Origin of the sequence: Mycobacterium timonense (assembly GCF_025821985.1) — a bacterium.
Lineage (GTDB): Bacteria > Actinomycetota > Actinomycetes > Mycobacteriales > Mycobacteriaceae > Mycobacterium > Mycobacterium avium.
In genome coordinates, this window is sequence record NZ_JACKSY010000104.1 from 618,197 (window position 1) to 639,833 (window position 21,637).

Consider the following 21,637-nt stretch of genomic DNA (forward strand, 5'->3'; position numbering starts at 1 on the left):
GCCATGGGCTGCAGCCTGTTTCGGTGCGCCGGGTCAGACCTTCGGGGTCAGGTCCAGCGAGGTGATGGTCGTCATCCTGGTGACCAGCCAGCGGCTCTTGGCGCGCTTCATGAACAACCGGTAGGACAGGTATTTCAGCGACGGCACGTTCTTGGTCAGCGGACTGGTGGATGTGGTGTTGGTGTAGACGATGACCACCGCGTTGGTGTCGTCGAGCGATTCGACGGCCGCGCCGGTGACGTCGGTGTGGTTGGTGATCTTGGCCTGTTTGTTCGGTGCCACGATGGCGTCGACGAATTTGCGGTACTGCGCTTCGAAATCGCCGCTGAGGTAGGCGGATGCGCGATCGGCCAGGGTGTCCATGTTTTCCGGCGTGTAAGTCCACAGCGTGGTGATCGCGTTGGCCGCGGTCCGCGCCACCTTCAGTTTCGTCGCGGCGACGGCGCGGTCGGCCAGGTAGGGCTGCACCATCGCGCCGGCGAACCCGGCCGAGCCGACGAAGAGCAGCGCGGCGACCATGGCGGCGACGGCCCAGGCCTTCCCCGCCAGCCGCTTGGTGCGGCGACCGGCGGCCGGCGCGGCACCGGCGGTCTCGACGGTCTCGGCGGAGTGGCTGTCCTCGGCGCCGTCGGCCGGTGCGGCGTCCGAGGTCTTGGCCGCCTCGGATTCCGTTGCCGCGTCACCGTTTTCCCGATCGTCGCCCGCTGCCGCAACCGTCGCCTCATTCTGGTCGGCGGCCGGGTTCTCCTCGGCGGTCAGATCACCTGCTGCAGGCTGCTGATCTTCCACTGGTTCCCTTCCTGCGTGGCGGTTGCCGCCCAACGGTTGGTGTTCTCCAACACCTGTTTCTCATCCGGCGACTTGGTGGTGATTGCCGTGGCCACCATGACATTGGCGCTGCCGTCGTCGTTCCACCGTTCCAGTCCGGCGTCCAGGACGGTGCCGGTGGCCGGCTCGGCCCGGGCGACCTGGAGCAGGATCTCGTTGGCGTTCTTCTCGTATTGCTTGGCGAAGTCGCCGGTCGCCTGGGCCAGGATCCGATTCACGTAATCGTTGGCGTGAAAGGGATCGATGGAGGTGAATTGGGTCATGAAGCCGCTGACGTAGCTGAGCACCTCGCGATCCTTCGAGGCCGCCCGCTCCCGGGATTCGTGCGAGACCAGCATCAGCGCGCAGAGCGTGACCGCCGTGACCATGAGCAGCGCGGCGGCCGTGCCGGCGAGCGGCAGCAGCCATCCTCGCGGCGGCCGGACCGGGCGCGCGACGAGCAGTGGCCGCTCGCCGGGCGCGAACTTGCGGCGCGGACTCATTTCGCCCCGCCCGGCGGTTTCGGCTTGGTCAGGACGGTGAGATCGTCGACCCGCCAGGTGTTTTCGCCAACCTTGGCGAAGCTCACCCGCACGGTGGCGCTGATGTAGCGCACCTCGGGTGCGGCGCCGCGGCGGCCTTGCATGAACAGCAACATGGTCGCACGGTCGCGGCTCGCGGACTCGATCGAGCTATTGGTCACCCAATATTCGTTGATCACCGGGTTGCCCTTCTGCACCACGTCCTGCTGGGTCTGGAGCTGGCGCCGATACTTGTCGGTGGCCAGCGACTGGGCCCGGGCGAAGTCGTCGTGCAGCGACTTCGGGTCGTACGTCAGCATCTGGGCCACGATTTTCGGCCCCTGGGTGGCGATCTGCGCGCGGGTCTGATCGGAGGCCCGATCCGCGGAGTACACCACGCCGTAACTCATCGCGGCACCGCCCAGGCACACCGCCGCCGCGCCCAGCACCGCGGCCGCGGCCCAGCGGGTGATGTGCGGCGGCACCTGCTCCGGCGCCAAGCGCCGCACTTCGGTGCCAGCCAGCATGTCGGCGAACGTGCGGCGGCGTGAATCCCACAGCGGCCAAAGCCATCCCACGATCGACGCGGTGTCGAGCAGGTGCGCCAGGTCGCGCAGCAGCAGCCGCCACGGCCCCGGGGCCGCGCCCGTGCGGGGGGTCACCGCGATGCCGGCCAGTGCGCGGCCCAGGCTCCACCCGGTGATCACCGGCAGCAGCAGCCGGTTGACCAGTACCAACAGCGTGACGACGCCCAGCACGCAGACGCCCACCCACCACCACACGCCGCGGGCCGGCACCGTGAAGGACACCAGCGCCATGGTGGCGATGACGGCGGCACCCGGTGCCACGTCGATGGCGAAGGCGCCGACGCGAGAGTGCCAGGGCGCCAAGGCTTCTCGCACTGGTTCCGGCGTGCCCGTGGTCGCGGTCTGTTCGACCAGCACCGTCACTTCGTCACCTGGTCGAGCTTGGAGATCTTGTACTGCCCTTCGGCGAGGGCCATTTTCACCCGCAGCCGGTAGCCGGATTCGTTCTGCGACTGGTCGCTGGCCACCTTGACCCGCAGCGCGACCAGGATGTCGATCGAACCGTCGGGGTTGTTGCGCTCGACCGCGGCCCGCACGTCGGACACCTGGACGTGAACGTTCGCGGACTGGTACGCCTGCACCAGCATGCTGGTGTACAGCAGCGCCTGCGAGCGGTAAGCGTCTGTGCCGCAGTCGATGATCTTCTGCTCGCTGGCGGTCATGGCGTTGGTGTCCGGCGCCTGGGTGGCCTCGACGCAGTCCACCGCCGCCTTCAGCGCGGCGGCGTTGTTGCGGGCGATCACCTGGCTTTCGTGGTGGTAGCGCAGCGCCAGGTAGCCGCCCGCGCCGATGCCGGCGGCGCACAGCACCAGCACCGCGGCGATGGCGGCCAGCCACCCGCGCCCCAGCCGGGAGGGGCCGCGCGGAACGGCCGCAACGGGCACGGCGTCGTCGGCGTCATCGGGTGCGGATTCCCCCGCCACCCCGGGAGCACCCTGCGAACCGGTCTGCTCGTCGGTGCTTGCGGGTGCCGTCGAATCCTCGTCCTTGTCCTGGGGGCTCAACGAATCGTCGTCCGTGTCGATGGGGTTCAGCCGGCTGGCGCCAGCATCTCCTTCCATCCGTCGTCTCCTGTTCTGGTCGAGTTCTCGACGGAGTATTTCACCCCGTCCGGCCCCACCAGTTCACCGCTTTGGGGACTGTAGACCGCGGTGGGCGGCCCGCTGGGCTTGTAGACACACGGGTTGGGCTGCTGGCCGTTGCACTGCACCGTACCCGACCCCGGCCGCGACAACGGGTCGCTGACCGGCGGGGGTGTGCCGGCCACCCGGTCCGAGGGCGCCGGGTTCAACCCGTTGTCCACCGACGGCGCCGGGATCACCATGCCGGGCTTGACCGGCTGGTCGCAGCGCGCGGCCGGTGCGGGGCAGGTCAGGATCTGGTTGGGGTCGCCGTACCAGGGGTTGGTGCCGGCTGGCACGTAGGGCTTGGGGTCGCGGCATTCCCGCGGGGTGGCAGCGCGTTTGCCCGGGATGTCGGTGCAGGGGATGTTGCGCGACCCGCGCACGCTGTTGGCCGGGGTGTCCATCGGGATCTTGCAGTAGGTGCCCGTGGGCAGCGGCTGGAGGCTGGTGTCCGCCGGGGAGCGCCACTCCGAGGCCGGGATGAACCCGGTCAGGCACGGCGGCGGCTGGTTGATCGACAACGCCAGGTCCAGCGCGGCCATGTTGGGGAACGGTGCGGCCACCGTCTGGGCGATCGATGCGCCCTGCGGCAGGAACACCAGCACCTGCTCGACACCGGTGTGGTAACGCTTGAGCAGGTCGATGACCACCTCGAGGTTGGCCAGCGTCTGCGGCAGCGATTCCCGCACGTCGTTGAAGACGTCGTTGACCTGGTCGGCCGTCGGCGCCGCCTGGCGCAGCAGGCTTTTCAGGTGCGAGTCCTCCTGCGCGGACTGGGCGCCCAGCCGGTTCAGGTTGCGCGCCCAGCGCTCGATGGCGTCACCGGATTTGACCTGGCTGTCGATCACCGGCCCGGAGTGCTCGATGATGTCGTTGACGTCGGTGATCTGGTTCTTGAAGTCGCCGACGATGGCCTGGGTGGCGTCGACCAGCCGCTGCAGGTTGGGGCCCAACCCGCCGACGGACTGCGCCGTCTCGTCGAGCAACTGGCCGATCTTCTCCTTGGGCAGCACCGCCAGCCCGCGGTTCGCGGTGTCCAGGGCCGGCCCGATCTCGGCCGGCACCGTGCCCTTGGTGATGGTCTGCCCGGACGACAGGTACTTGCCCGGGTTTCCGCTCGACACCAGGTCCAGGTACTGCTCGCCGACCGCCGACACCGAGTGCACGTTGGCCACCGCGTCGATCGGGATCTTGTAGTGGCTGTCGATGCTCATGGTCGCCTCGGCGCCGTGCTCGGTGGGCTCGACGTCGGTGACCTTGCCGATGGTGATGCCGCGATAGGTGACGTTGGCCGTCGGGTACAGGCCGCCCGACGCCGGCAGCTCGGCCTTGAGCGTGTACCGGCCGATCCCCACCAAGCTCGGGATCTGCAGGTAGTAGATGCCGAGCACGAGCAGCGAGATGACGGTCAGGATCCCGAAGGCGACCAGTTGGCGTCGGACGAAGGGAGTCAGCAATTCCGGTCCCCCCTTTCCACCAGCGGGCCACCCGGCGCGTCGTTCGGGTTCGGCGTGTAGCGCACGTCCGGGATCATCGTCTCGGGGTCACGGCCGTAGGACTGCTCCAGCGCCCGCAGGGCTCCCGACAACCCGGTCCCGGTGAGGAACGCGTTGTCGACGGCGCTGTAGGTCAGGTCCAGCGTCAGCGAGATGTTGATGTAGTCGCCGCGGAAGATCTTCGGCACGGTGTCGATGTCGAACGGCTGGGTCAGGATCAGCTTCAGCGCGCCGATCAGGTACGGCGAGGCCTTGCCGAGCTCCTTGAGCGGGCACTGCAGCGCCTGCAGGTCGGTGTGCAGCGGCCCGCGCGCCTCCGACAGGTACTGGTCGGCGGCCTGGCTCAGCCGTCCCACCGAGTCGACGGCGTTGATCAGCAGCTGCTTGGTGTCGGCGAAATGCTTGATCAGCGGCGGCACGTCGGTGAGCAGCCGGTCCACCACGTCCGCGCGGCCACCCACGTAGGTGAGGAGCCGGTTGGTGGAGTCGATGGCGTGGGTGATGTCGTCGCGCTGCTGGTTGAGCTGGTTGGTGAAGGTGTCCAGCTTGCCCAGCAGCGCCCGGATCGCCTCGCCGCGCCCGTTGAAGATGTTGTAGACCTCGTTCTGCAGCACCTCCAGGTTGGGGATGCCGCCGCCGCGCAGGATCAGCGACAGGCTGGCCAGCGTCTGCTCGGTGGTCGGGTAGGACGACGAGTTCTTCAGCGGAATGGTGTCGCCGTCCTTGAGCAGCTCGGGTGACGGGTTGGGCGGCGCGGCGAGTTCGACGTGCTGAGAACCCAGCAGCGAGGTCTGGCCGATCTTGGCGGTGGCGTTCTTGGGCAGCTTGACGTTCTTGTTGATGCCCAGCGTCAGCGTGGCGATCCAGTTCTTCAGCTGGATGGCCTTGATCGAGCCGACGAACACGTCGGCGACCATCACCTTGCTGTTGCCGTTGATGGCCAGGGTGTCGGGCACCTGCACGTAGATGTTGTAGGAGTTGGGCCCGCTGCCGGGACCGCCCGGGATGGAGACGTTCGAAATGCCTTTCCAGCCACAGGACGTCAGCACCATCGCGGCCACCAGCAGCGTCAGCCCCTGCCAGGACCGGCGCCGGATCGCCCGAATCGCGCCCATGGCGCTCGTCGCGCGCCTCACTGGCCACCTCCGAAGTCAGCCGGGGCCGCCGGGCCGCCCGCGTTGGGTGCGGGGGCCGACACCGGCGCCGGCGTCGGCGCCACCGGGCCCGGGGCCACGCCCGGCCCGGGCGGTGGCGGCGGGATCGGCACCGGGGCGTTCAGACCCATGGGCGGCAGGATCGGGTTCTCGTCGTAGGCGTTCGGCGGACCCGGCGGGGTCTGCAGATTCGACTGGACGGGGGCGATGTTGGGTCCTCCCATGAGCTCTTCCAGCGAGTCGGGCGTCATCAGGCCCGCGGTGATCGGCCCGACCTGCTGGCCCTGCATGCCCGGGGCGACGATCCAGCCCGGCTGGGTGTTGCGGTGCGACGTCGGGGTGTCCGGCACCCAGATACCCGGCACGGTGGTGTCCTTGTAACCGTTGGGCGGCTGCAGCCGCGGCTCGGAGTAGGCGACTTCCTTGGGCAGCGTCTCGGCGGTGGAGAACAGGTTCAACCCGAACGGCGGGTAGTTGAACTTGATCGCGTCGAGGATCGGCGCCAGGTACTGCGCGCACAGTTCCGCCGACTCCTGGTAGCCCAACCGGCTGCCGGCCTGGATCGCGCTGCAGATGAACTGCATCGGGTTGGCGAAGTTGGTGATCGACGGAATGGCGACCACCGACCCGTGCGACGGGTGATAGATCTGGTTGATGTTGGCCGCGGCCGTCGGCAGCACGTGCAGCGCGGTCTCCAGCCCGTTCAGCGGGTCCGGTTGCAGCAGCGCGTTGGTCGCCGTCTCCAGGTTCTTGACGTCGTAGGTCAGCACCCCGCGGTTCTTGTCCAGCCACGGGCGCACCGTGGTCAGCAGGCTGTCGAACTGCTCGATCGCGTTGGCCAGGTCGCCGTCGGAATGCGCCAGCCGGGTGGTGAAGTCCGCCAGGTTCTGGTTGAGCGCGACGAACTGCTGGTCGTCCTGGTGCAGCGCGTTGACGAACAGCGCCAGGCTGCGCACCACCGCGAAGAAGTCGCCGCGCCCCTCGTTCAGCGCAGTCAACGCCCGCGACAGGTTGGTCAGCGTCGTGTTGAACTGCTTGCCCTTGCCGGCCAGCCCGTCCGCGAACGACTCGATGACCTCACCGAACGGGCCCTTGGGCTGCTCGGCCGTGGGACCCAGCTTCGAGATGATGTTGGTGATGCTGTTGCGCAGCTGGTCCCACTCCACCGGCACCTGGGTGCGCTCCTCGGGGATCACCGCGTTGTCGGCCAGCACGGGTCCGCCCTTGTACGGCGGCTCCAGCTGAATGGCCCGCGACGCCACCAGGGTCGGGTTGAGGATCACTGCCGACGCGTTGGCCGGCACCCGGTACTTGTTCTGGTAGTGGAAGGTGACCTTCATCTTGTCGCCGGACGGCTCGATCTTGTCGATCGCGCCCACCCGCAGGCCCATGATCTGGACCTTGTCACCCGGGTAGAGGGCGTTGGCGGCCGGGAAGTAGGCCACCACGGTGTTGTTGGTCAGCTTCTCGTACAGCCGCCAACCGACGTAGCCGACGACCAGCGCCAGCACGATCACCAACGCCCCGAGAATCACCGACGTCCGGGACAGCTTCGGCAGCCGGATGTTGCGGATGTCAAAGATGGTGCTCAATTCTGGCTACCTCCCCCCGCTGCGCCGCTGCCTCCGGTCCCGCCGGGGTTGATGAACGGCGCCGGCAACTGGTTGCCCGGCCCGGGGGGTGCCGGCGGACCCGGCGGCAGCCCCGGCGCGAACGTCGACGGCGGCGGCACCGGTCCGGCCGGTGCGAGGTTCTCGGTCCGGGCGCCCGGCGGCGCCTGCGTCGGCAGCGGCACCGGCGTGCCCGGAACGTCCGGCGGCGCGTCGCCGGGCCGGCCCGCGATCGGGATGCCGGGCGTGGGCGGCAGGCCGGCGGGGTTGGGCGGCGACGTCATCACGTCGACCGGCGCCGGGAAGCCCGGCCCGCCGAACGGGCCCGTCACCGCACCCGCGCAGGGCAGCGGGTTGTCGGGGCGGGGCAGCCCGTCGGCCGCCGGCGTGTACGAGCAGGGCGACCCCGGCGGCACGGCCGGGCCCGGGTGGTCCGGGGTGCCCTCGAGCACCGGCGGCGCCGGCGGCGGCGCGCCGTTGGGGAACCGGGTGCCGTTGGGGTCGGGGAACCGGTAGGCCGGCAACCCGGCGCTGCGCCAGAAGTCCTCCGGGTCGATGCCGCGCTTCTTGAACGCGGCGTCCACCCACGGCTGCGAGATCTGGTACAGGGCAAGGTTGTGCAGGACCACCTTGAAGAACGGGCCCGACGCGATGGCCTCGTTCAGCGACGGCAGGAACTTGCCGACCTCGGTCAACCCGTTGGCCAGGTCGTCCTTGCGCTGCACCAGGATGTCGCTGACCGTGCGCAGCTGCTCCAGCACGTGGTTGAGGTTGGGGTTGTCGTTGATCAGGCCCTTGACCTGTTCGGAGAACGCGGCGATGTTGCCCAGCAGGGCGTTGATGGCCTGCCCGCGTTCGTTGAAGGCGGCCAGCAGCGTCTTGGTGTTGACCAGCAACCGGTCGATCTGGTCGCTGCGATCACCCAGCACGCTGGCCACCTGGTTGGCCTGGGCCAGCAGATGCTTGACCTGTTCGTCGCGCTTGCCGATGGTGTCGGAGAACTTGGCCACCCCGTCGAGCGCCGGGCTCAGGTGCGGGTAGGTCTGGTCGATGGTCTGCGACAGCACGTGCAGCGACTGCTTGACGGTCTCGATGTCCCAGCCCTGGGCGGCCTTGGTGACGTCGAAGAACGCGTCGTAAATCTGGTACGGCGTGGTGCTCTGGCCCAGCGGCAGCGTCGACCCGGGTCGCAACTGCTGGCTGCCGCGGGCCTCGACGTCGAGGATCTTCTTGCCGAGGATGGTGTCGGTCTTGATCGCCAGCCGGCTCTCGGTGCCGATGGTGTTGGTGCCGATGGAGAACTTCACCACGATGTGGTCGCCGTCGATCTTGAGGCCCTCCACCTTGCCGACGTCCATGCCGGCGATGCGCACCTTGTCGCCGGTGTTGATGCCGCCGGAGTCGGTGAACTGGCCGTAGTAGCTGGGCTTGGCGAACAGCATCGGGACGCTGGTGAAGCTCTGGCCGACGCCGATCACCAGCACCGTCACCACGATGCCCATCAGGCCGATGCGGACCCGGTTGGGGGGTTCGAGTGTTCTCATTGCGGTGTGCACCTACCCGTCGGCTGCTGGAACAGCCGGACCGTGCGGACCGGGCCACCGGCCTGCAGGCCGTTGATCTTGAGCGTGATGTCGCAGGCGTAGAAGTTCACGAAGTCCCCGTAGGACCCGATGGCGCGCCCGATCATGTTCAGCGCGGTCGGCACCTTCTTGAGGTAGTCCTGCAGCTGGTCCTGCTGGTCGATCAGCGGCTGCTGCACGGCGTCGAGGTAGTTCAGCGTCTTGTGCAGCAGTGAGCGGTCCTCGGCGAGCAGGTCGGCGACGGTGCCGGCGGCGTTGCTGATGTGCGCGGTCCCGCCGGCCAGCTGGTCGCCGTGGTCCTTGAGCCCGGTGATCAACACCTCCAGGTTGTTGATCGTCTGGTCGAACTGCTGGCGGTGCCGGACGGTGGTGTCCAGCACGGTGTTCAGGTTCTTGATCACCTCGCCGATCGCCTGGTCGCGCTCGCCGAGCTGGCTGGTCAGCTGCGCGGTCTGGTCGAGGATGTCGTTGATGGTGCCGCCCTGGCCCTGGAACACGGTGACCAGCGCGGTGGCGATGGTGTTGACCTTCTGCGGGTCCAGCGCCCGGAACAGCGGCTTGAAACCACCGATCAGCGCGTCGAGGTCGAGCGCGGGCTGGGTCCGCGACAGCGGGATGAACCCGCCGGGCGGCAGCACCTTGTCCGCGCCTTCGCCCTGACCGCGCTTGAGCTCCAGGTACCGGTTGCCGATCAGGTCGAGGTAGCGGATCTGCGCCGTCGTCGACTGGTACAGCGGCACCGAGCGGTCGACGTTGAATTCCACCCGTGCCCGCTTGCCGCCGTCGACCAGCTGCACCGAACTGACCTTGCCGACCTCGACCCCCGAGGCGCGGACGAACTGGCCGGCGCGCAGCCCGCTGATGTTGCTGAACTCCGCCGAGTACCCGTTGGTGCGGTCGAAGCGCATCTGACCGAACACCACGATGATCATCACGGTGAAGATCAGCAGCACCACCGAGAAGATGCTGAGTCTGACAAGGGTTCCGGTGATTTTCATGGGTTGATCGTGTTATCCCCTACCTGGCGGCCCCAGACGTACTCGTTGGCGTACGGCGATCCGGTGTCCAGGTGGTTGTACGGCGCAAGGCTGTTGCCGGAGTCGATCACGAGCTCGGGTGCCGGCCACAGGTCGTGGGTGATCGGCTGCCAGCATCCGGGCGCGCCTCCCGGCCCGCCGCGGGCGTTCACCCGGGGCAGGTTCTCCGGGTAGGTGTACGGGTTGGGCGCCCCGCCGACCAGACCGGCGATCCCGCCCACCAGCGAGGCCAACACGGGAATGGTCGCGACGGGGTTGAGGAGCAGCCCCAGCCCGGAGGTGACCTCGGTGTTCATGTTCAGTGAGTAGCCGTTGAACCCGCCCTCGGAGGCACCGGTGATCGGCACGATGTCGTGGTAGTTGTGCAGGGTGCAGAACAGCTCGGGGCTGTAGGTGTCCAGCAGTTGGGCGGTGGGCACCAGGTCGGCCCCGCCGCGGGCCAGGTACGGCCCGCCCTTGTTGAACAGCTCGGCGCCAGTGTTGCCGAATCCAGCCGCCGACAACAGCGCCTGGTCCAGATCCTTCTGCTGGGCGTTGATCGTCCGCGAGGTGATCACCGCATTGTTCAGGAAGTCGAACAGGTCCGGCGAGGCATCCGCATAGGTGTCCCCCAGCGCCGCCAAGCCCTGAATGTCCTTGCGCGCCTGCGGCATTCGTGGGTTCACGTCATCGAGCAACGCATTCGCGTCCACCACCGACTGACCGAACTTCTCCCCCAGACCCGACAACGACTGCGCCGCCGCGCTCAACGTCAAATTCAACTTGACCGGATCCACCTTCTCCGCGATCGACGTGATCGTCTGGAACAAGGTGTTGATCTCGGTCGTCACCGAACGCGCGTCGATGATGGTGTGCGAAGAGATCTTCTGCGGCGACGGGTGCGCCGGCGTCGTCAACGACACATACTTGCCCCCGAACACCGTCGTCGCCTTGATATCCGCATTCACGTTCGACGGGATCAACGTGAGATACCGCGGATAGACCTCGAGGGTGAATTTCGCCGCCGGCTTTCCGTCGCGCACCGTCTCCGAAATCGTGCCCACCCGGCCGATCTCGACGCCGTTGTAGGTCACCTTCGAGCCCGGGTCCATCACCAACCCGGCCCGCGACGCCAGCATCGTCAGGCTGGTCTTAGGGGTGAAGTTGCCGCGGAACTGGCCGTAGATCAGCGCCAGGGCCAGGGCACCGACGACCAGGATCGCCAGCCCGGCCAGCTTGTACGGCGGGGTCCGCGGCGCGTTGGTCTGGACGGGTCGGGCCATGGCGGTTACACCGTGAGCGCGAAGTTGGGGTTGACGCCGTAGAGCGCCAACGCGGCGGCCAGCACGACGACCTGCACCGAGACCAGGGAGAACCGCATCGATCGACCGACGGCCTCACCGACGCCGACCGGCCCGCCGCCGGCGTTGTAGCCGTAGAAGCAGTGGGTGATCATCACCACCGCGGTGATGATGATGGCTTCCAGGAACGACCAGAACACGTCGTCGGGCCGCAGGAACGTGCGGAAGTAGTGCTCGTAGGTGCCGTTGGATTGGCCGTAGAGCACGGTCGTGGTGATCTGCGGGGACAGGAACGACATGATCATCGCCAGCGCGTAGAGCGGGATGATCACCACCAGCCCGGCCATGATCCGGGTGGTCGCCAGGAACGAAATCGACTTGATGCCCATCACTTCCAGGGCGTCGATCTCCTCGCTGATGCGCATGGCGCCCAGCTCCGCGGTGGCACCGGCGCCGACCGTGGCGGCCATCGCGATGCCGGTGACGACGGGGGCGGCGATGCGCACGTTGATCAGCGCGGCGAAGAAGCCGGTGAACGCCTCGACACCGATGTTGCCCAGCGAGGCGAAACCCTGGATGGCGACCAGCGAGCTACCCGAGAGGGTGACGAAGCCGACGATGGCGACGGTGCCGCCGATGACGGCCATGGCACCGGTGCCCATGCCGATCTGGGCGATCAGCCGCAGGGTCTCCTTGCGGTAGTGGCTCAGCGCGTGCGGGATGTGCGCGAGGGCCACCCCACCGAACCAGGCCATCTGGCCGACGTCGTCGAGGCCGCGGGCGGCGGCCAGGCCGTAGCGGTTGAGGTTCTCGGCCGCCCGCGGGAAGCGCGAGCGAAAGACGGCGGCGGTTGACATGTCAGTGCCCCGTCCCGAATCGCACACCGATCGTGGTCAGCACCACGTTGACCGCGTACAGCGCGACCACGCACAGCACCACGGTCTCGTTGACGGCGGTGCCGAGCCCCTTGGAGCCGCCGCGCACGGTCAGCCCGCGGAAGCACCCGACCAGCCCCGCGATCAGGCCGAAGACGGCGGCCTTGACCGTCGCGATGACCACCTCGGGCAGGCCGGTGATGGTGGTCAGGGTGGCCAGGTACGCACCACCCGACACGTTTTGCAGGTAGACCCCGAACAGGTAGCCCCCGACCAGGCCGACGGTGATCACCAGGCCGTTGAGCAGGGTGGCGACCAGGGTCGCGGCGATCACGCGGGGCACCACCAGCCGGTGGATCGGGTCGATGCCGAGCACCTCCATCGCGTCGATCTCTTCGCGGATGGTGCGCGCCCCCAGGTCCGCGCAGATCGCCGTCGACCCGGCGCCAGCGACCACCAGCACGGTGGTCAGCGGGCCGAGCTGGGTGACGGCGCCGATGGCCGCGCCGGCGCCGGACAGGTCGGCGGCCCCGAACTGGGCGAGCAGCACGTTGAGGGTGAAGATCAGCAGCACGGTCAACGGGATCGACACCATGATGGTGGGCAGGAACGCCACCCGCATGATGAACCAGCATTGCAGGACGAACTCGCGCCACTGGAACGGCCAGCGGAACAACGCTTTCCCGGTGAGCACGCACATCCGGAAGAAGCCACCGACAAGGGTCAGCGGGGTCTCCAACTGGTCGCGCAGATAGCCCACCAAGTAGGGACCCCGTCGACTTGTCGACGTTGAAGTCACCGCTGCCCCCTCCGGCCGTCTCCGCGCGCCTGGTGGAGCGGCACATCGTCTAGCACGCCTGTCTCCCTCACCGCTACGCGGCTGGGGGTGTCCCCACCTCGCCCCGACTCAACGTGTGTGACCATCGGCTCCCTACTGGCAAGTAGTAACGGAGACCACAGGAATGTACCCGATGGCCAATCACGTGTGAACCGCATCCGCACAATTAACCCTTCGTCAACAACGGGCAAACGTTACAGCGTCCGTCAACTTTCCTTTCTGGTCCCAGAACCTCTTGCCCCGGAATGGATTTAGCCGATTCATCCGCCTCCGTAGCGGATCCGCAGCTCAGTCTTGAGCACCTTGCCGGCAGGGTTGCGCGGCAGCGCGTCGACGATCTCGAGCGCCTTCGGGTGCTTGTAGCGCGCCAACCGTTCGGTCAGGAACTCGTCGAGATCTTCGAGCGCCAAATTGTCGTTCGCGACAGCGGCGACCGCGATGGGCACCTCGCCCCACTTCTCGTGCGCCCGGCCGATGACGGCGACCTCGACGATGTCGGGGTGGCTGGCCAGCACGTTCTCCACCTCGGCGCAGTAGATGTTCTCGCCGCCGGAGATGATCATGTCCTTCTTGCGGTCGACCACCCAGACGTAGCCGTCCTCGTCCATGCGCACCAGGTCGCCAGAGTGAAACCAGCCGCCCGCGAACGCTTCCGCGGTGGCCTCCGGGTTGTTCCAGTAGCCGCTCATCAAAGTCGGTGCGCGATAGACGATTTCGCCGACCTCGCCGACGGGCACGTCGTTCATGTTCTCGTCGACCACCCGGGCCGCCACGGTGGGGATGACCTTGCCGACCGAGCCGCGCTTACGGATGGCGTCCTCGCCGAGCAGCATGCAGGTGACCGGCGACATCTCGGTCTGGCCGAACGCGGCCAGAATCTGGGTGCCGGGGAACATGGCCGACATCTCGCGCAGCAGGGCGTCCGGCGCCGGTGCGGCCCCCCAGGAGATCACCCGCAGCTTCAGGTCGCGCGGCCGTGCCCTCTGTTCGGCGCACACCGCCTGCCATTGCGCGGGTACCAGGAAGATCCCGGTGACCTTCTCCGCGGCCAGCACGTCGAGCAGTTGCCCGGGCTCGAACGCGCCGAGCGGATAGATCACGGTGGGGATGCCGAGCAGCAGCCCGGTCAGCATGTTGCCGATGCCGGCGATGTGAAAGAACGGCACCCCGATGAACCCGACGTCGTTGTTGATGTCGGCCCCGTTGGTGTACAGCCCGGTCATCGTCTGTCCGGTCAGGTTGGTGTGGGTGAGCACGGCGCCCTTCGGCCGGCCGGTGGTGCCCGAGGTGTACATGATCAGCGCCGCCGCGTCGTTCGGGATGTCGACGGGTTGGTGCGCCGCCCCGGTCTCGTCGATCAGGTCTTCATAGCCCAGCACGGCGTCGTCGGAGGAGCCGCCGGCCACCACGACGGTGTCGAGCAGCGACTCGATGTCGCGCACCCCGGTGGCCACCGGGGCGAGCACGGCCTCGGTGATGACCACCCGCGCCTGGCAATCCTGCACCAGGAAGGCGATTTCGGCCGCGGTGAGCCGGAAGTTCAGCGGCACCGCGATGGCCCCGAGCATGTTGATCGCCAGCACCGACTCCATGAACTCGGGGCGGTTGAGCATCAGGACCATGACCCGGTCGCCGAAGCCGACCCCCCGCCGGCTCAGCGCGTCGGCCAGCGCCCGCACCCGGCCGTGCAGCTCCCCCCACGTCAGGCCCTTGCCGAGGAACCGCAGCGCCATCGCGTTCGGCTGCATCAGCGCGTGCCGTTCCAGCTGGTTCACCCAGTTCTGCCGGCGGGACAGGTACGGCTGCTCGTTCGCCTGAGTCGGATGGTGTGCCAATTGGGCGGTCAAACTCAACACTTCCCTTCACTCGCGCACCGCTTGCGCCAGGTTGATATTTGATAAAACTTAGTGTTGTGTGGGTCACATTATGGCGTTGACGGTCTACTGACAAGCCCCCGTCGACACCGGTCAAAACGTAAACCCCGTCCCGCCAAGCCACTGAAAGCCCTGGCAAGCCCCGTGAACGCACCGATGTCCATGCAGCCGAGGAGCCGGCGGCGGCCGCTGCGCCGGGCCCAGTTGTCCGACGAGGTCGCGGGTCACCTGCGGGCCGCGATCATGTCCGGCACGCTGCGGCCGGGCACCTTCATCCGGCTCGACGAGACCGCGGCCGAGCTCGGCGTCAGCGTCACGCCGGTGCGCGAGGCCCTGCTGAAGCTGCGCGGCGAGGGCATGGTGCAGCTGGAACCGCACCGCGGTCACGTGGTGCTGCCACTCACCCGCCAAGACATCGAGGACATCTTCTGGCTGCAGGCGACCATCGCCAAGGAGCTGGCCGCCGCGGCCACCGACCACATCACCGACACCGAGATCGACGAGCTGGATCGCATCAACGACGCGCTCGCCGCGGCCGTCGGGTCCGGCGACGCCGAGACCATCGCGGGCCTCGAGTTCGGCTTCCACCGGGTCTTCAACCAGGCCAGCGGACGGATCAAGCTGGCCTGGTTCCTGCTCAACGCCGCCCGCTACATGCCGGTGCTGGTGTACGCCGCCGACCCGCAGTGGGGGCGGGCCGCCGTCGACAACCACCGGCAACTGATCGCCGCGCTGCGCCGCCGCGACACCGCCGCGGTGATCGAACACACGGTCTGGCAGTTCACCGACGCGGCGGCGCGGCTGACCGAGATGCGCGACCGCACCGGCACGCCGAGCAACCGGGGTTAGTTCGCGGCCAGCTGCTCGGCGCGCTGCTTGAGGTTGTCGGCCAGGTGGTCGAGCACGTTGTTCAGCATCGACTTCACCATCGGCGCGGGAACCGGCATCGACGGCTCGACGTCGATGTCCACCGTCAGCAGGCTCGAGGCGCCCATCTCCACCACGCTGAACAGCTGCTCCTGCTTCTTGAACAGCTCCCCCTGCTGCATGACGGTCTGGATCTGGTTCGGCCCCGGGTAGTAGACGGCCTGGATGTAGACGCCCTCGAAGCCCTGGTAGGCGGCGTCCAGCCGCAACTGGCTGGGGCGGCCGTCGTCGTAGCGGGCCAGCACCCAGCAGCCCGTGACCCCCTCACTCCACTCCGGGTACCGCTCGAAATCGGCGACGATGGCCATGATCGCGGCGGCGTCGGTGTTGACCTCGACGGTCTTGCTCAAAACGGGCATGCGCGAAGCATAACCGCGCACGCGAAAGTCCCAGCGCCGGGCGCTATTTCGGTGCGGCGTCCCCGACGGCGGCGCCGGCCAGCAGGGTCCGGATCGGGTCGGGGATGGGGACCGGCTTGCGGGTGTCCCGGTCGACGTAGACGTGCACCCAATGCCCCAGCGCGGTGATGGGCTCGGCGCTGCCCGGCGCCGCGGACCGGAACACGCCCAGCCGGTAGGTGACGCTGCTGCGGCCCAACCGGGTGACGGCCAGCCCCACCTGCAGGCCCTCGGGGAAGTGCAGTTCGGAGAGGTACCGGCAGCCCGACTCGGCGACGATGCCCAGCGCGGGCGTGGTGAGCGGGTCCAGGCCGGTGCTGGTGTTGATCCAGCCGTTGATGGCGGTGTCGAATAGTTGGTAGTAGACCGCGTTGTTGAGGTGGCCGAACATGTCGTTGTCTGCCCACCGGGTGCCCACCGGCCACAGCACCGGGAAGTCGTTGCTGGTCAACCCCTCCGGGGCGGGGGGAACTACGGGAGCCGACGCCATGGTTGTATTCCAGCATGTCCGGAATTCGGGGAGCGGTGCTGCAGCGCATCGGGGCGCCCCGGCCGTATGCGCGCTCGCGACCGATCAGCATCACCGACGTGGAGTTGGCGCCCCCGGGGCGCGACGAGGTCTTGGTCCGCATCGAGGCGGCCGGCATCTGCCATTCCGACCTGTCGGTGGTCGACGGCAACCGGGTGCGCCCGGTGCCGATGCTGCTCGGTCACGAGGCGGCCGGGATCGTCGAGCGCGTCGGTCCCGGGGTCGCCGACCTGGCCGTGGGCGCCCGGGTGGTGCTGGTGTTCCTGCCGCGCTGCGGCCGGTGCGCGGCGTGCGCCACCGAGGGCCTGACGCCGTGTGAACCGGGCAGCGCGGCCAACGGGGCCGGCACGCTGCTGGGCGGCGATATTCGGCTCAGCCGGGCCGGCCGGCCGGTGTATCACCACCTCGGGGTCTCGGGGTTCGCCACGCACGCGGTGGTCAACCGGGCCAGCGCGGTCGAGGTGCCGCCCGACGTGCCGGCCGAGGTCGCCGCGCTGCTCGGCTGCGCGGTGCTGACCGGCGGCGGCGCGGTGCTCAACGTGGGCCGCCCCGCGCCGGGCCAGACGGTCGCCGTCGTCGGGCTGGGCGGCGTGGGGATGGCGGCGCTGCTGACCGCGCTCACCTACGACGGCGTTCCGGTGGTCGCCGTCGACCAGCTGCCGGAGAAGCTGGCCGCGGCCCGGCGGTTGGGCGCGCACCAGGCGTACACGCCGCAGCAGGCCGTCGAGGCGCGGGTGAAGGCGGCGGTGGTGATCGAAGCCGTCGGCCATCCCGCCGCGCTGCAGACCGCGATCGACCTGACGGCCCCCGGCGGGCGTACCATCACCGTCGGCCTGCCGCCGCCGGACGCGCGGATCACGGTGTCGCCGTTGGGTTTTGTGGCCGAGGGCCGGTCGCTGATCGGCAGCTACCTCGGTTCGGCGGTGCCGAGCCGGGACATCCCCCGGTTCGTCGAGCTGTGGCGCGCGGGCCGGCTGCCGGTGGAATCGCTGGTGTCGTCCACGATCCGGCTGGAAGACATCAACGAGGCGATGGATCATCTGGCCGACGGCACCGCGGTGCGCCAGCTGATCCGGTTCGACGGCTAATCGCGGTGCAACGCCGCCGACAGCACCTCGCCCTGCAGCGCGAACAATCGCTGCGAGCCCGGCCAGTCCGGCAGCAGCGAGTCGAAGCCGTGGCAGGCGCGGGCGAACACGTGCAGCTCGGTGCAGACTCCGGCGTCCAGTAGCCGGCGGGCGTAGTCGATGGCCTCGTCGCGGAACGGGTCGATCTCGGCGCAGGTGATCAAAGCCGGTGGCAGCCCGGCTAATTCGGGCCGCCGCGCGGGTACGGCGGCCGCGGACCCGACGGTCGGGCCCAGGTAGTAGCGCCACATCAGCTCGGCGGCCTCGCCGTCGAAGGCCGGGCTGGTCCGGAACCGTGCCTTCGACCCGGTGGCCCGGTCGTCGAGCACCGGCTGGTGCAGCAGCTGGAACACCACGGCCGGCAACGACCCGTCGGGGTGCGCCAGGCAGGCGGCCAGGGCGGCGCCGGCACTGCTGCCCGCGACGGCGAGCCGGGCCGGGTCCACGCCGAGGGCGGCGGCTTCGGCGTGCACCCACCGCAACACGGTGCCCGCGTCCTGCAGCGCGGCCGGGTAGGGGTGTTCGGGGGCCAGCCGGTAGTCGACCGACACCACCGTGCAGCGGCCGCGCCGGGCCAGCTCCACGCACTGGCGGTGGTCGGTGTCCAGGTTGCCCAGCGCGAATCCGCCGGCGTGGCAGTAGATCACGGCGGGCGCCGGTTCGGGCCCGCCGCGATAGATGCGCACGCCGACGCCGTTCGCGTCGTCGTCGACGATCCGCACGCCGGCGGTGTCGGTCTGCGCGGCGGCCAGCCGGCGGCGCTCGTTGAACGGCGCCCGGGTGAGTTCGATTGCGGCGGGCGAGAAGTCGGTCCGGGTGGTGGCGACCGCGCGCAGCGCCGGGTCGAGGCGCTCGGCGCCGTCCAGCGCCGTCACCGCGCGTCCGCCTCGGAGGCCGGGGCCGGGACGCAGACCGCCGGCGCCTGGAACCGGTAGTCAGCCGGCCTGAACCGGCGCGTCATCGACCAGAAGGCGCGTGCGCTGCGCGGCCACTGGGTGACGACGCGGCCGTTGGGGGCGCGAAAGTAGTTGCTGCACTGGGTGGTCCAGACGGTGCCGACCATCCATCGGTCGATCTTGGCGACGAAGTCGGCCAGCGCGGCGGGCCGCACCGCGATGTAGCGGCGGCGGTGGCGGCGCAGATACTTCAGGGCCCGCACGATGTAGCGGGCCTGGGCCTCCAGGACGAAGATGACGCTGTTGGAGCCGACGTTGGTGTTGGGTCCGTACAGCATGAAGAAGTTCGGGAATCCCGGTACGGCCATGCCGAGGTAGGCGTAGGCGCCGTCGCGCCACACCTCGCGCAGCGTGACCCCGTGCTCGCCGGTCACGTCGAGTTCGCCGAGATAGTCGGCGGCGGCGTAGCCGGTGGCGCAGACCACCAGGTCGACCTCGCGCTCGGTGCCGTCCTCGGTGACCAGCGACCGCCGGCGCAGGGAGCGCGCGGGGCTGGTCAGCACCTCGACGTTGGGCCGGGTCAGCGCGGGCAGGTAGTCCGAGGAGAACACCAGCCGTTTGCAGCCCATCGGATGATCGGGCGTGAGCTTGCGGCGCAGTTCCTCGTCGGGGACGCTCGCCTCCAGCAGTCCCAGCGCGATGTTGGTGAATTGCCCGGTCTTCTCGCTGCCGTGCTCGATCACCGAGATGTTGGATTCGCTGCGCAGCCACAACCTGGTCCGGTAGAGCTTCTTCGCCAACGGCAGGTGCGCGAACGCCCAACGCTCCCACCGCGTGTAGGGCCGGTCGGGCTTGGGCAGGATCCAGGTCGGCGACCGCTGCACCGAATACACCCGCTCGGCCACCTTGGCCAATTCCGGAATCAGCTGGGAGGCGGTGGACCCGGTGCCCAGTACGGCGATCCGTTTGCCGTGCAACGGAATCGAGTGGTCCCAGCGCGCCGAGTGCATCACCGTCCCGGTGAACGGCTCCTCCTCGACCAGCTCGGGAAGCAGCGGGCGGGTGAACAGGCCGACGGCCGAGACCACCACGTCGAAGTGGTGCCGGTGGCCGGACGCGGTGGTCAGCCGCCACCGCTGCGTGTCGGCCTCCCAGTGGGCGGAGCGGATTTCGGTGCCCAGCCGCAGATGTGGCCCCAGCCCGTATTTGTCCGCGCAGCGCTGGAAGTAGTCCAGGATCTCGGGCTGTCCCGACCACAGCCGCGACCAGTGCGCGTTCAGGTCGAACGAGTACGAGTACAGGTGGGATTTGACGTCGCAGGCCAGGCCCGGGTAGGTGTTGATCCGCCAGGTGCCGCCCACGCCGTCTTCCCGGTCGAAGATGGTGAAGTCATCAAACCCAGCCTGCGACAGCAGGATTCCCAGCGCCAGGCCACCCGGGCCGGCGCCGATGATGCCGATCGACAGCTCGCTCATCGGATCTGCAGGCATTGCCCGCCATCGACGACGAGTTCGGCGCCGGTGATGAACGACGCCTCGGCGGACACCAGGAACGCCACCGCGTCGGCGACCTCACCGGGCTGCCCGATCCGCCCGAAGGACGCGGCCGCGGCCAGCCGGGTCTGGGTGGCCTCGTCGAGCATCGGCGTGGCGATCGGGCCGGGGAACACCGCGTTGACCCGGATACCGGCCGGGGCGAGTTCGGCGGCGGCGGTTTGGGTCAGGCCGCGCAGCGCCCATTTCGACGAGCCGTAGGCGCAGTGCTGCGGGAACGGGCGGATCGCACCGGTGCTGCAGATGTTGACGATCGACGCGCCGGGTGTCCCGCGGAGCCGCTCCAGCGCCGCACGCATGCCCAGGAAGGCACCGAAACAGTTGACCCGCCAGGCGTTTTCGAAGGCATCCGCGGTCTCCTGCGGCAGCGGGGTGCGGTGCAGCACGCCGGCGCAGTTCACCAGCGCGCTCAGCGCGCCGAAACGGTCCACCACGCGTTCGACGGCCGAGCGCCATTGTTGCTCGGAGGTGACGTCGAGCTCGACCGCGATCAGCCGGTCGTCGCCCGATGCGGCCACCGTGGCGGCCAGTTCGTCGATGCGCCGATCACACGCGGCCACCGCAAACCCGTTGCCGCGCAGCCGTTCGGCGATGGCCCGGCCCTGACCGCCGGCCGCGCCGGTCACCAGCGCCACCCGCGGCGGCTGGGCCGATCCGCCGGTCATTGCGTCGCCTCACGCAGGTGTTCGGCGGCGCCGCGGCGCAGTGCCTGTGCCTCGGCGGCCAGCGTGATCATGTCGAATCCCAACTGCGCCATGGCATGTCCCGTGCTGCCGTCCCCGGCGTGGATGCCGGTGACCAGGCCGGCCTTGGTGGCCGCCTTGTGGATGTGCACGATCGCGTCGAGCACTTCCGGCTGCCGGGTCGCGCCGATCACGCCGGCGCCCAGCGAGATGGCCAGATCGGCGGGGCCGACGTAGATTCCGGTCAGCCCGTCGACGGCGCAGATCTGGGTGATGCCGGACAGCGCCGCCGCGGTCTCGATCATCGCGAACACGCTGACCCGCGACTCGTGGGCCGCCGGATCATGGCCCAGGCTGACGCGCAGCGGGCCGAAGCTGCGCACGCCCGCCGGCGGGTAGCGGGTGGCGGCCACCGCGGCCGCGGCCTGGTCGGGCGACTCGATCATCGCGATGACGACGGCGTCGGCCCCGGCGTCGGCCACCCGCCCGATCGGTGCGGCGTCGGCGTTGGGCAGGCGCACCACGGTGCCGATCGGCAGGTGTTCGATGCGGCGCAGCACGCCGGCGATGTCGGCGTCGTCCAGATAGCCGTGCTGGGCGTCGAAGCCGACGTAATCGTAACCGGCGCGGGCGAATTCCTCCGGCCCCAGCAGTGTCGGGCCGGTGACCCAGCCGCCGAATATCGGGGTCCGCCGGTTCAGGGCCAGCCGCAGGTTGCTCGGCGCGGTCACGGTCGGC

General features: G+C 69.1%; 21 protein-coding genes. 2 read left to right on the forward strand and 19 right to left on the reverse strand.

Annotated features, from left to right (window positions below):
* Positions 1–33: 33 nt before the first annotated feature.
* From H7I87_RS25435 to fadD5, 13 genes are all read right to left on the reverse strand, one after another.
* Entirely contained in the window at positions 34–789 is a 756-nt protein-coding gene (locus H7I87_RS25435) for a hypothetical protein (protein WP_009979731.1), read from the reverse strand.
* On the reverse strand, positions 756–1,310 hold the full coding sequence (locus tag H7I87_RS25440) for an Rv1363c family protein (RefSeq protein ID WP_003874123.1): 555 nt from the start codon (positions 1,308–1,310) through the stop codon (positions 756–758). Before H7I87_RS25440 ends, H7I87_RS25435 begins: the two co-directional genes overlap by 34 nt.
* Positions 1,307–2,278, reverse strand: a complete 972-nt coding sequence (locus H7I87_RS25445; RefSeq protein WP_011726382.1) for an RDD family protein — start codon at positions 2,276–2,278, stop codon at positions 1,307–1,309. Before H7I87_RS25445 ends, H7I87_RS25440 begins: the two co-directional genes overlap by 4 nt.
* Complete coding sequence (locus H7I87_RS25450; RefSeq protein WP_011726383.1) at positions 2,275–2,976, reverse strand: Rv1363c family protein; 702 nt, start codon at positions 2,974–2,976, stop codon at positions 2,275–2,277. The genes H7I87_RS25445 and H7I87_RS25450 overlap by 4 nt, the downstream gene beginning before the upstream one ends.
* Positions 2,946–4,496 (reverse strand): virulence factor Mce family protein, encoded by a 1,551-nt coding sequence (locus H7I87_RS25455; RefSeq protein ID WP_003874126.1) that lies wholly within the window; start codon positions 4,494–4,496, stop codon positions 2,946–2,948. Before H7I87_RS25455 ends, H7I87_RS25450 begins: the two co-directional genes overlap by 31 nt.
* On the reverse strand, positions 4,490–5,650 hold the full coding sequence (locus H7I87_RS25460; RefSeq protein WP_033727406.1) for a virulence factor Mce family protein: 1,161 nt from the start codon (positions 5,648–5,650) through the stop codon (positions 4,490–4,492). The genes H7I87_RS25455 and H7I87_RS25460 overlap by 7 nt, the downstream gene beginning before the upstream one ends.
* Positions 5,651–5,667: 17 nt before the next feature.
* Positions 5,668–7,281: a virulence factor Mce family protein gene (locus H7I87_RS25465; protein WP_011726386.1), complete on the reverse strand. Its 1,614-nt coding sequence runs from the start codon at positions 7,279–7,281 to the stop codon at positions 5,668–5,670.
* Positions 7,278–8,843: a virulence factor Mce family protein gene (locus tag H7I87_RS25470; protein ID WP_011726387.1), complete on the reverse strand. Its 1,566-nt coding sequence runs from the start codon at positions 8,841–8,843 to the stop codon at positions 7,278–7,280. The genes H7I87_RS25465 and H7I87_RS25470 overlap by 4 nt, the downstream gene beginning before the upstream one ends.
* The gene (locus H7I87_RS25475; protein WP_003874130.1) at positions 8,840–9,880 is read right to left on the reverse strand and encodes a virulence factor Mce family protein; all 1,041 of its coding nucleotides are present in this window, start codon (positions 9,878–9,880) and stop codon (positions 8,840–8,842) included. The genes H7I87_RS25470 and H7I87_RS25475 overlap by 4 nt, the downstream gene beginning before the upstream one ends.
* Positions 9,877–11,181 carry an MCE family protein gene (locus H7I87_RS25480; RefSeq protein WP_033727407.1) on the reverse strand — a complete coding sequence of 435 codons (1,305 nt, stop codon included), beginning with the start codon at positions 11,179–11,181 and terminating at the stop codon, positions 9,877–9,879. Before H7I87_RS25480 ends, H7I87_RS25475 begins: the two co-directional genes overlap by 4 nt.
* Positions 11,182–11,186: 5 nt before the next feature.
* Positions 11,187–12,056, reverse strand: coding sequence for an MlaE family ABC transporter permease (locus H7I87_RS25485; protein ID WP_003874163.1), 870 nt, complete (start codon positions 12,054–12,056; stop codon positions 11,187–11,189).
* Between the two features lies 1 nt (position 12,057).
* Positions 12,058–12,873: an MlaE family ABC transporter permease gene (locus H7I87_RS25490; RefSeq protein WP_003874164.1), complete on the reverse strand. Its 816-nt coding sequence runs from the start codon at positions 12,871–12,873 to the stop codon at positions 12,058–12,060.
* 299 nt (positions 12,874–13,172) lie between these two features.
* Positions 13,173–14,759, reverse strand: coding sequence for a fatty-acid--CoA ligase FadD5 (gene fadD5 / locus H7I87_RS25495; RefSeq protein WP_033727414.1), 1,587 nt, complete (start codon positions 14,757–14,759; stop codon positions 13,173–13,175).
* 183 nt (positions 14,760–14,942) lie between these two features.
* Between fadD5 and H7I87_RS25500 the strand changes: the two genes are divergently transcribed.
* Positions 14,943–15,635: a GntR family transcriptional regulator gene (locus tag H7I87_RS25500; protein ID WP_031353768.1), complete on the forward strand. Its 693-nt coding sequence runs from the start codon at positions 14,943–14,945 to the stop codon at positions 15,633–15,635.
* On the opposite strand, the gene H7I87_RS25505 is transcribed toward H7I87_RS25500, so the two are convergent.
* Positions 15,632–16,072 (reverse strand): SRPBCC family protein, encoded by a 441-nt coding sequence (locus tag H7I87_RS25505; protein WP_033727408.1) that lies wholly within the window; start codon positions 16,070–16,072, stop codon positions 15,632–15,634. The two genes, H7I87_RS25500 and H7I87_RS25505, sit on opposite strands and share 4 nt — an antisense overlap.
* A 43-nt stretch (positions 16,073–16,115) precedes the next feature.
* Complete coding sequence (locus H7I87_RS25510; protein ID WP_023879447.1) at positions 16,116–16,601, reverse strand: acyl-CoA thioesterase; 486 nt, start codon at positions 16,599–16,601, stop codon at positions 16,116–16,118.
* A 14-nt stretch (positions 16,602–16,615) separates the two neighbouring features.
* Between H7I87_RS25510 and H7I87_RS25515 the strand changes: the two genes are divergently transcribed.
* Complete coding sequence (locus H7I87_RS25515; RefSeq protein ID WP_033727409.1) at positions 16,616–17,728, forward strand: alcohol dehydrogenase catalytic domain-containing protein; 1,113 nt, start codon at positions 16,616–16,618, stop codon at positions 17,726–17,728.
* Here H7I87_RS25515 and H7I87_RS25520 read toward each other — a convergent pair.
* Genes H7I87_RS25520 through H7I87_RS25535 form a run of 4 tightly spaced genes read right to left on the reverse strand, consistent with a single transcriptional unit; the run spans position 17,725 to position 21,630 of the window.
* On the reverse strand, positions 17,725–18,642 hold the full coding sequence (locus H7I87_RS25520) for an alpha/beta hydrolase (RefSeq protein ID WP_003879085.1): 918 nt from the start codon (positions 18,640–18,642) through the stop codon (positions 17,725–17,727). The genes H7I87_RS25515 and H7I87_RS25520 overlap by 4 nt on opposite strands.
* The gene (locus H7I87_RS25525; protein ID WP_080708791.1) at positions 18,639–20,153 is read right to left on the reverse strand and encodes a flavin-containing monooxygenase; all 1,515 of its coding nucleotides are present in this window, start codon (positions 20,151–20,153) and stop codon (positions 18,639–18,641) included. Before H7I87_RS25525 ends, H7I87_RS25520 begins: the two co-directional genes overlap by 4 nt.
* Positions 20,135–20,881, reverse strand: a complete 747-nt coding sequence (locus tag H7I87_RS25530) for an SDR family NAD(P)-dependent oxidoreductase (RefSeq protein ID WP_011726476.1) — start codon at positions 20,879–20,881, stop codon at positions 20,135–20,137. Before H7I87_RS25530 ends, H7I87_RS25525 begins: the two co-directional genes overlap by 19 nt.
* A complete protein-coding gene (locus H7I87_RS25535; protein WP_009979753.1) occupies positions 20,878–21,630 on the reverse strand; it encodes an HpcH/HpaI aldolase family protein in 753 nt (250 codons plus the stop codon). Before H7I87_RS25535 ends, H7I87_RS25530 begins: the two co-directional genes overlap by 4 nt.
* Positions 21,631–21,637 lie beyond the last annotated feature (7 nt).

What these genes read in the sequence shown, in the direction of transcription:
- H7I87_RS25460 (WP_033727406.1), bottom strand. Translation starts at nt 5,650, where the DNA reads ATGGGCGCGATTCGGGCGATCCGGCGCCGGTCCTGGCAGGGGCTGACG.
- H7I87_RS25450 (WP_011726383.1), bottom strand. Translation starts at nt 2,976, where the DNA reads ATGGAAGGAGATGCTGGCGCCAGCCGGCTGAACCCCATCGACACGGAC.
- H7I87_RS25530 (WP_011726476.1), bottom strand. Translation starts at nt 20,881, where the DNA reads ATGACCGGCGGATCGGCCCAGCCGCCGCGGGTGGCGCTGGTGACCGGC.
- H7I87_RS25440 (WP_003874123.1), bottom strand. Translation starts at nt 1,310, where the DNA reads ATGAGTCCGCGCCGCAAGTTCGCGCCCGGCGAGCGGCCACTGCTCGTC.
- H7I87_RS25515 (WP_033727409.1), top strand. Translation starts at nt 16,616, where the DNA reads ATGTCCGGAATTCGGGGAGCGGTGCTGCAGCGCATCGGGGCGCCCCGG.
- H7I87_RS25480 (WP_033727407.1), bottom strand. Translation starts at nt 11,181, where the DNA reads ATGGCCCGACCCGTCCAGACCAACGCGCCGCGGACCCCGCCGTACAAG.
- H7I87_RS25510 (WP_023879447.1), bottom strand. Translation starts at nt 16,601, where the DNA reads ATGGCGTCGGCTCCCGTAGTTCCCCCCGCCCCGGAGGGGTTGACCAGC.
- H7I87_RS25525 (WP_080708791.1), bottom strand. Translation starts at nt 20,153, where the DNA reads ATGCCTGCAGATCCGATGAGCGAGCTGTCGATCGGCATCATCGGCGCC.
- H7I87_RS25470 (WP_011726387.1), bottom strand. Translation starts at nt 8,843, where the DNA reads ATGAGAACACTCGAACCCCCCAACCGGGTCCGCATCGGCCTGATGGGC.
- H7I87_RS25485 (WP_003874163.1), bottom strand. Translation starts at nt 12,056, where the DNA reads ATGTCAACCGCCGCCGTCTTTCGCTCGCGCTTCCCGCGGGCGGCCGAG.
- H7I87_RS25475 (WP_003874130.1), bottom strand. Translation starts at nt 9,880, where the DNA reads ATGAAAATCACCGGAACCCTTGTCAGACTCAGCATCTTCTCGGTGGTG.
- H7I87_RS25500 (WP_031353768.1), top strand. Translation starts at nt 14,943, where the DNA reads ATGTCCATGCAGCCGAGGAGCCGGCGGCGGCCGCTGCGCCGGGCCCAG.
- H7I87_RS25505 (WP_033727408.1), bottom strand. Translation starts at nt 16,072, where the DNA reads ATGCCCGTTTTGAGCAAGACCGTCGAGGTCAACACCGACGCCGCCGCG.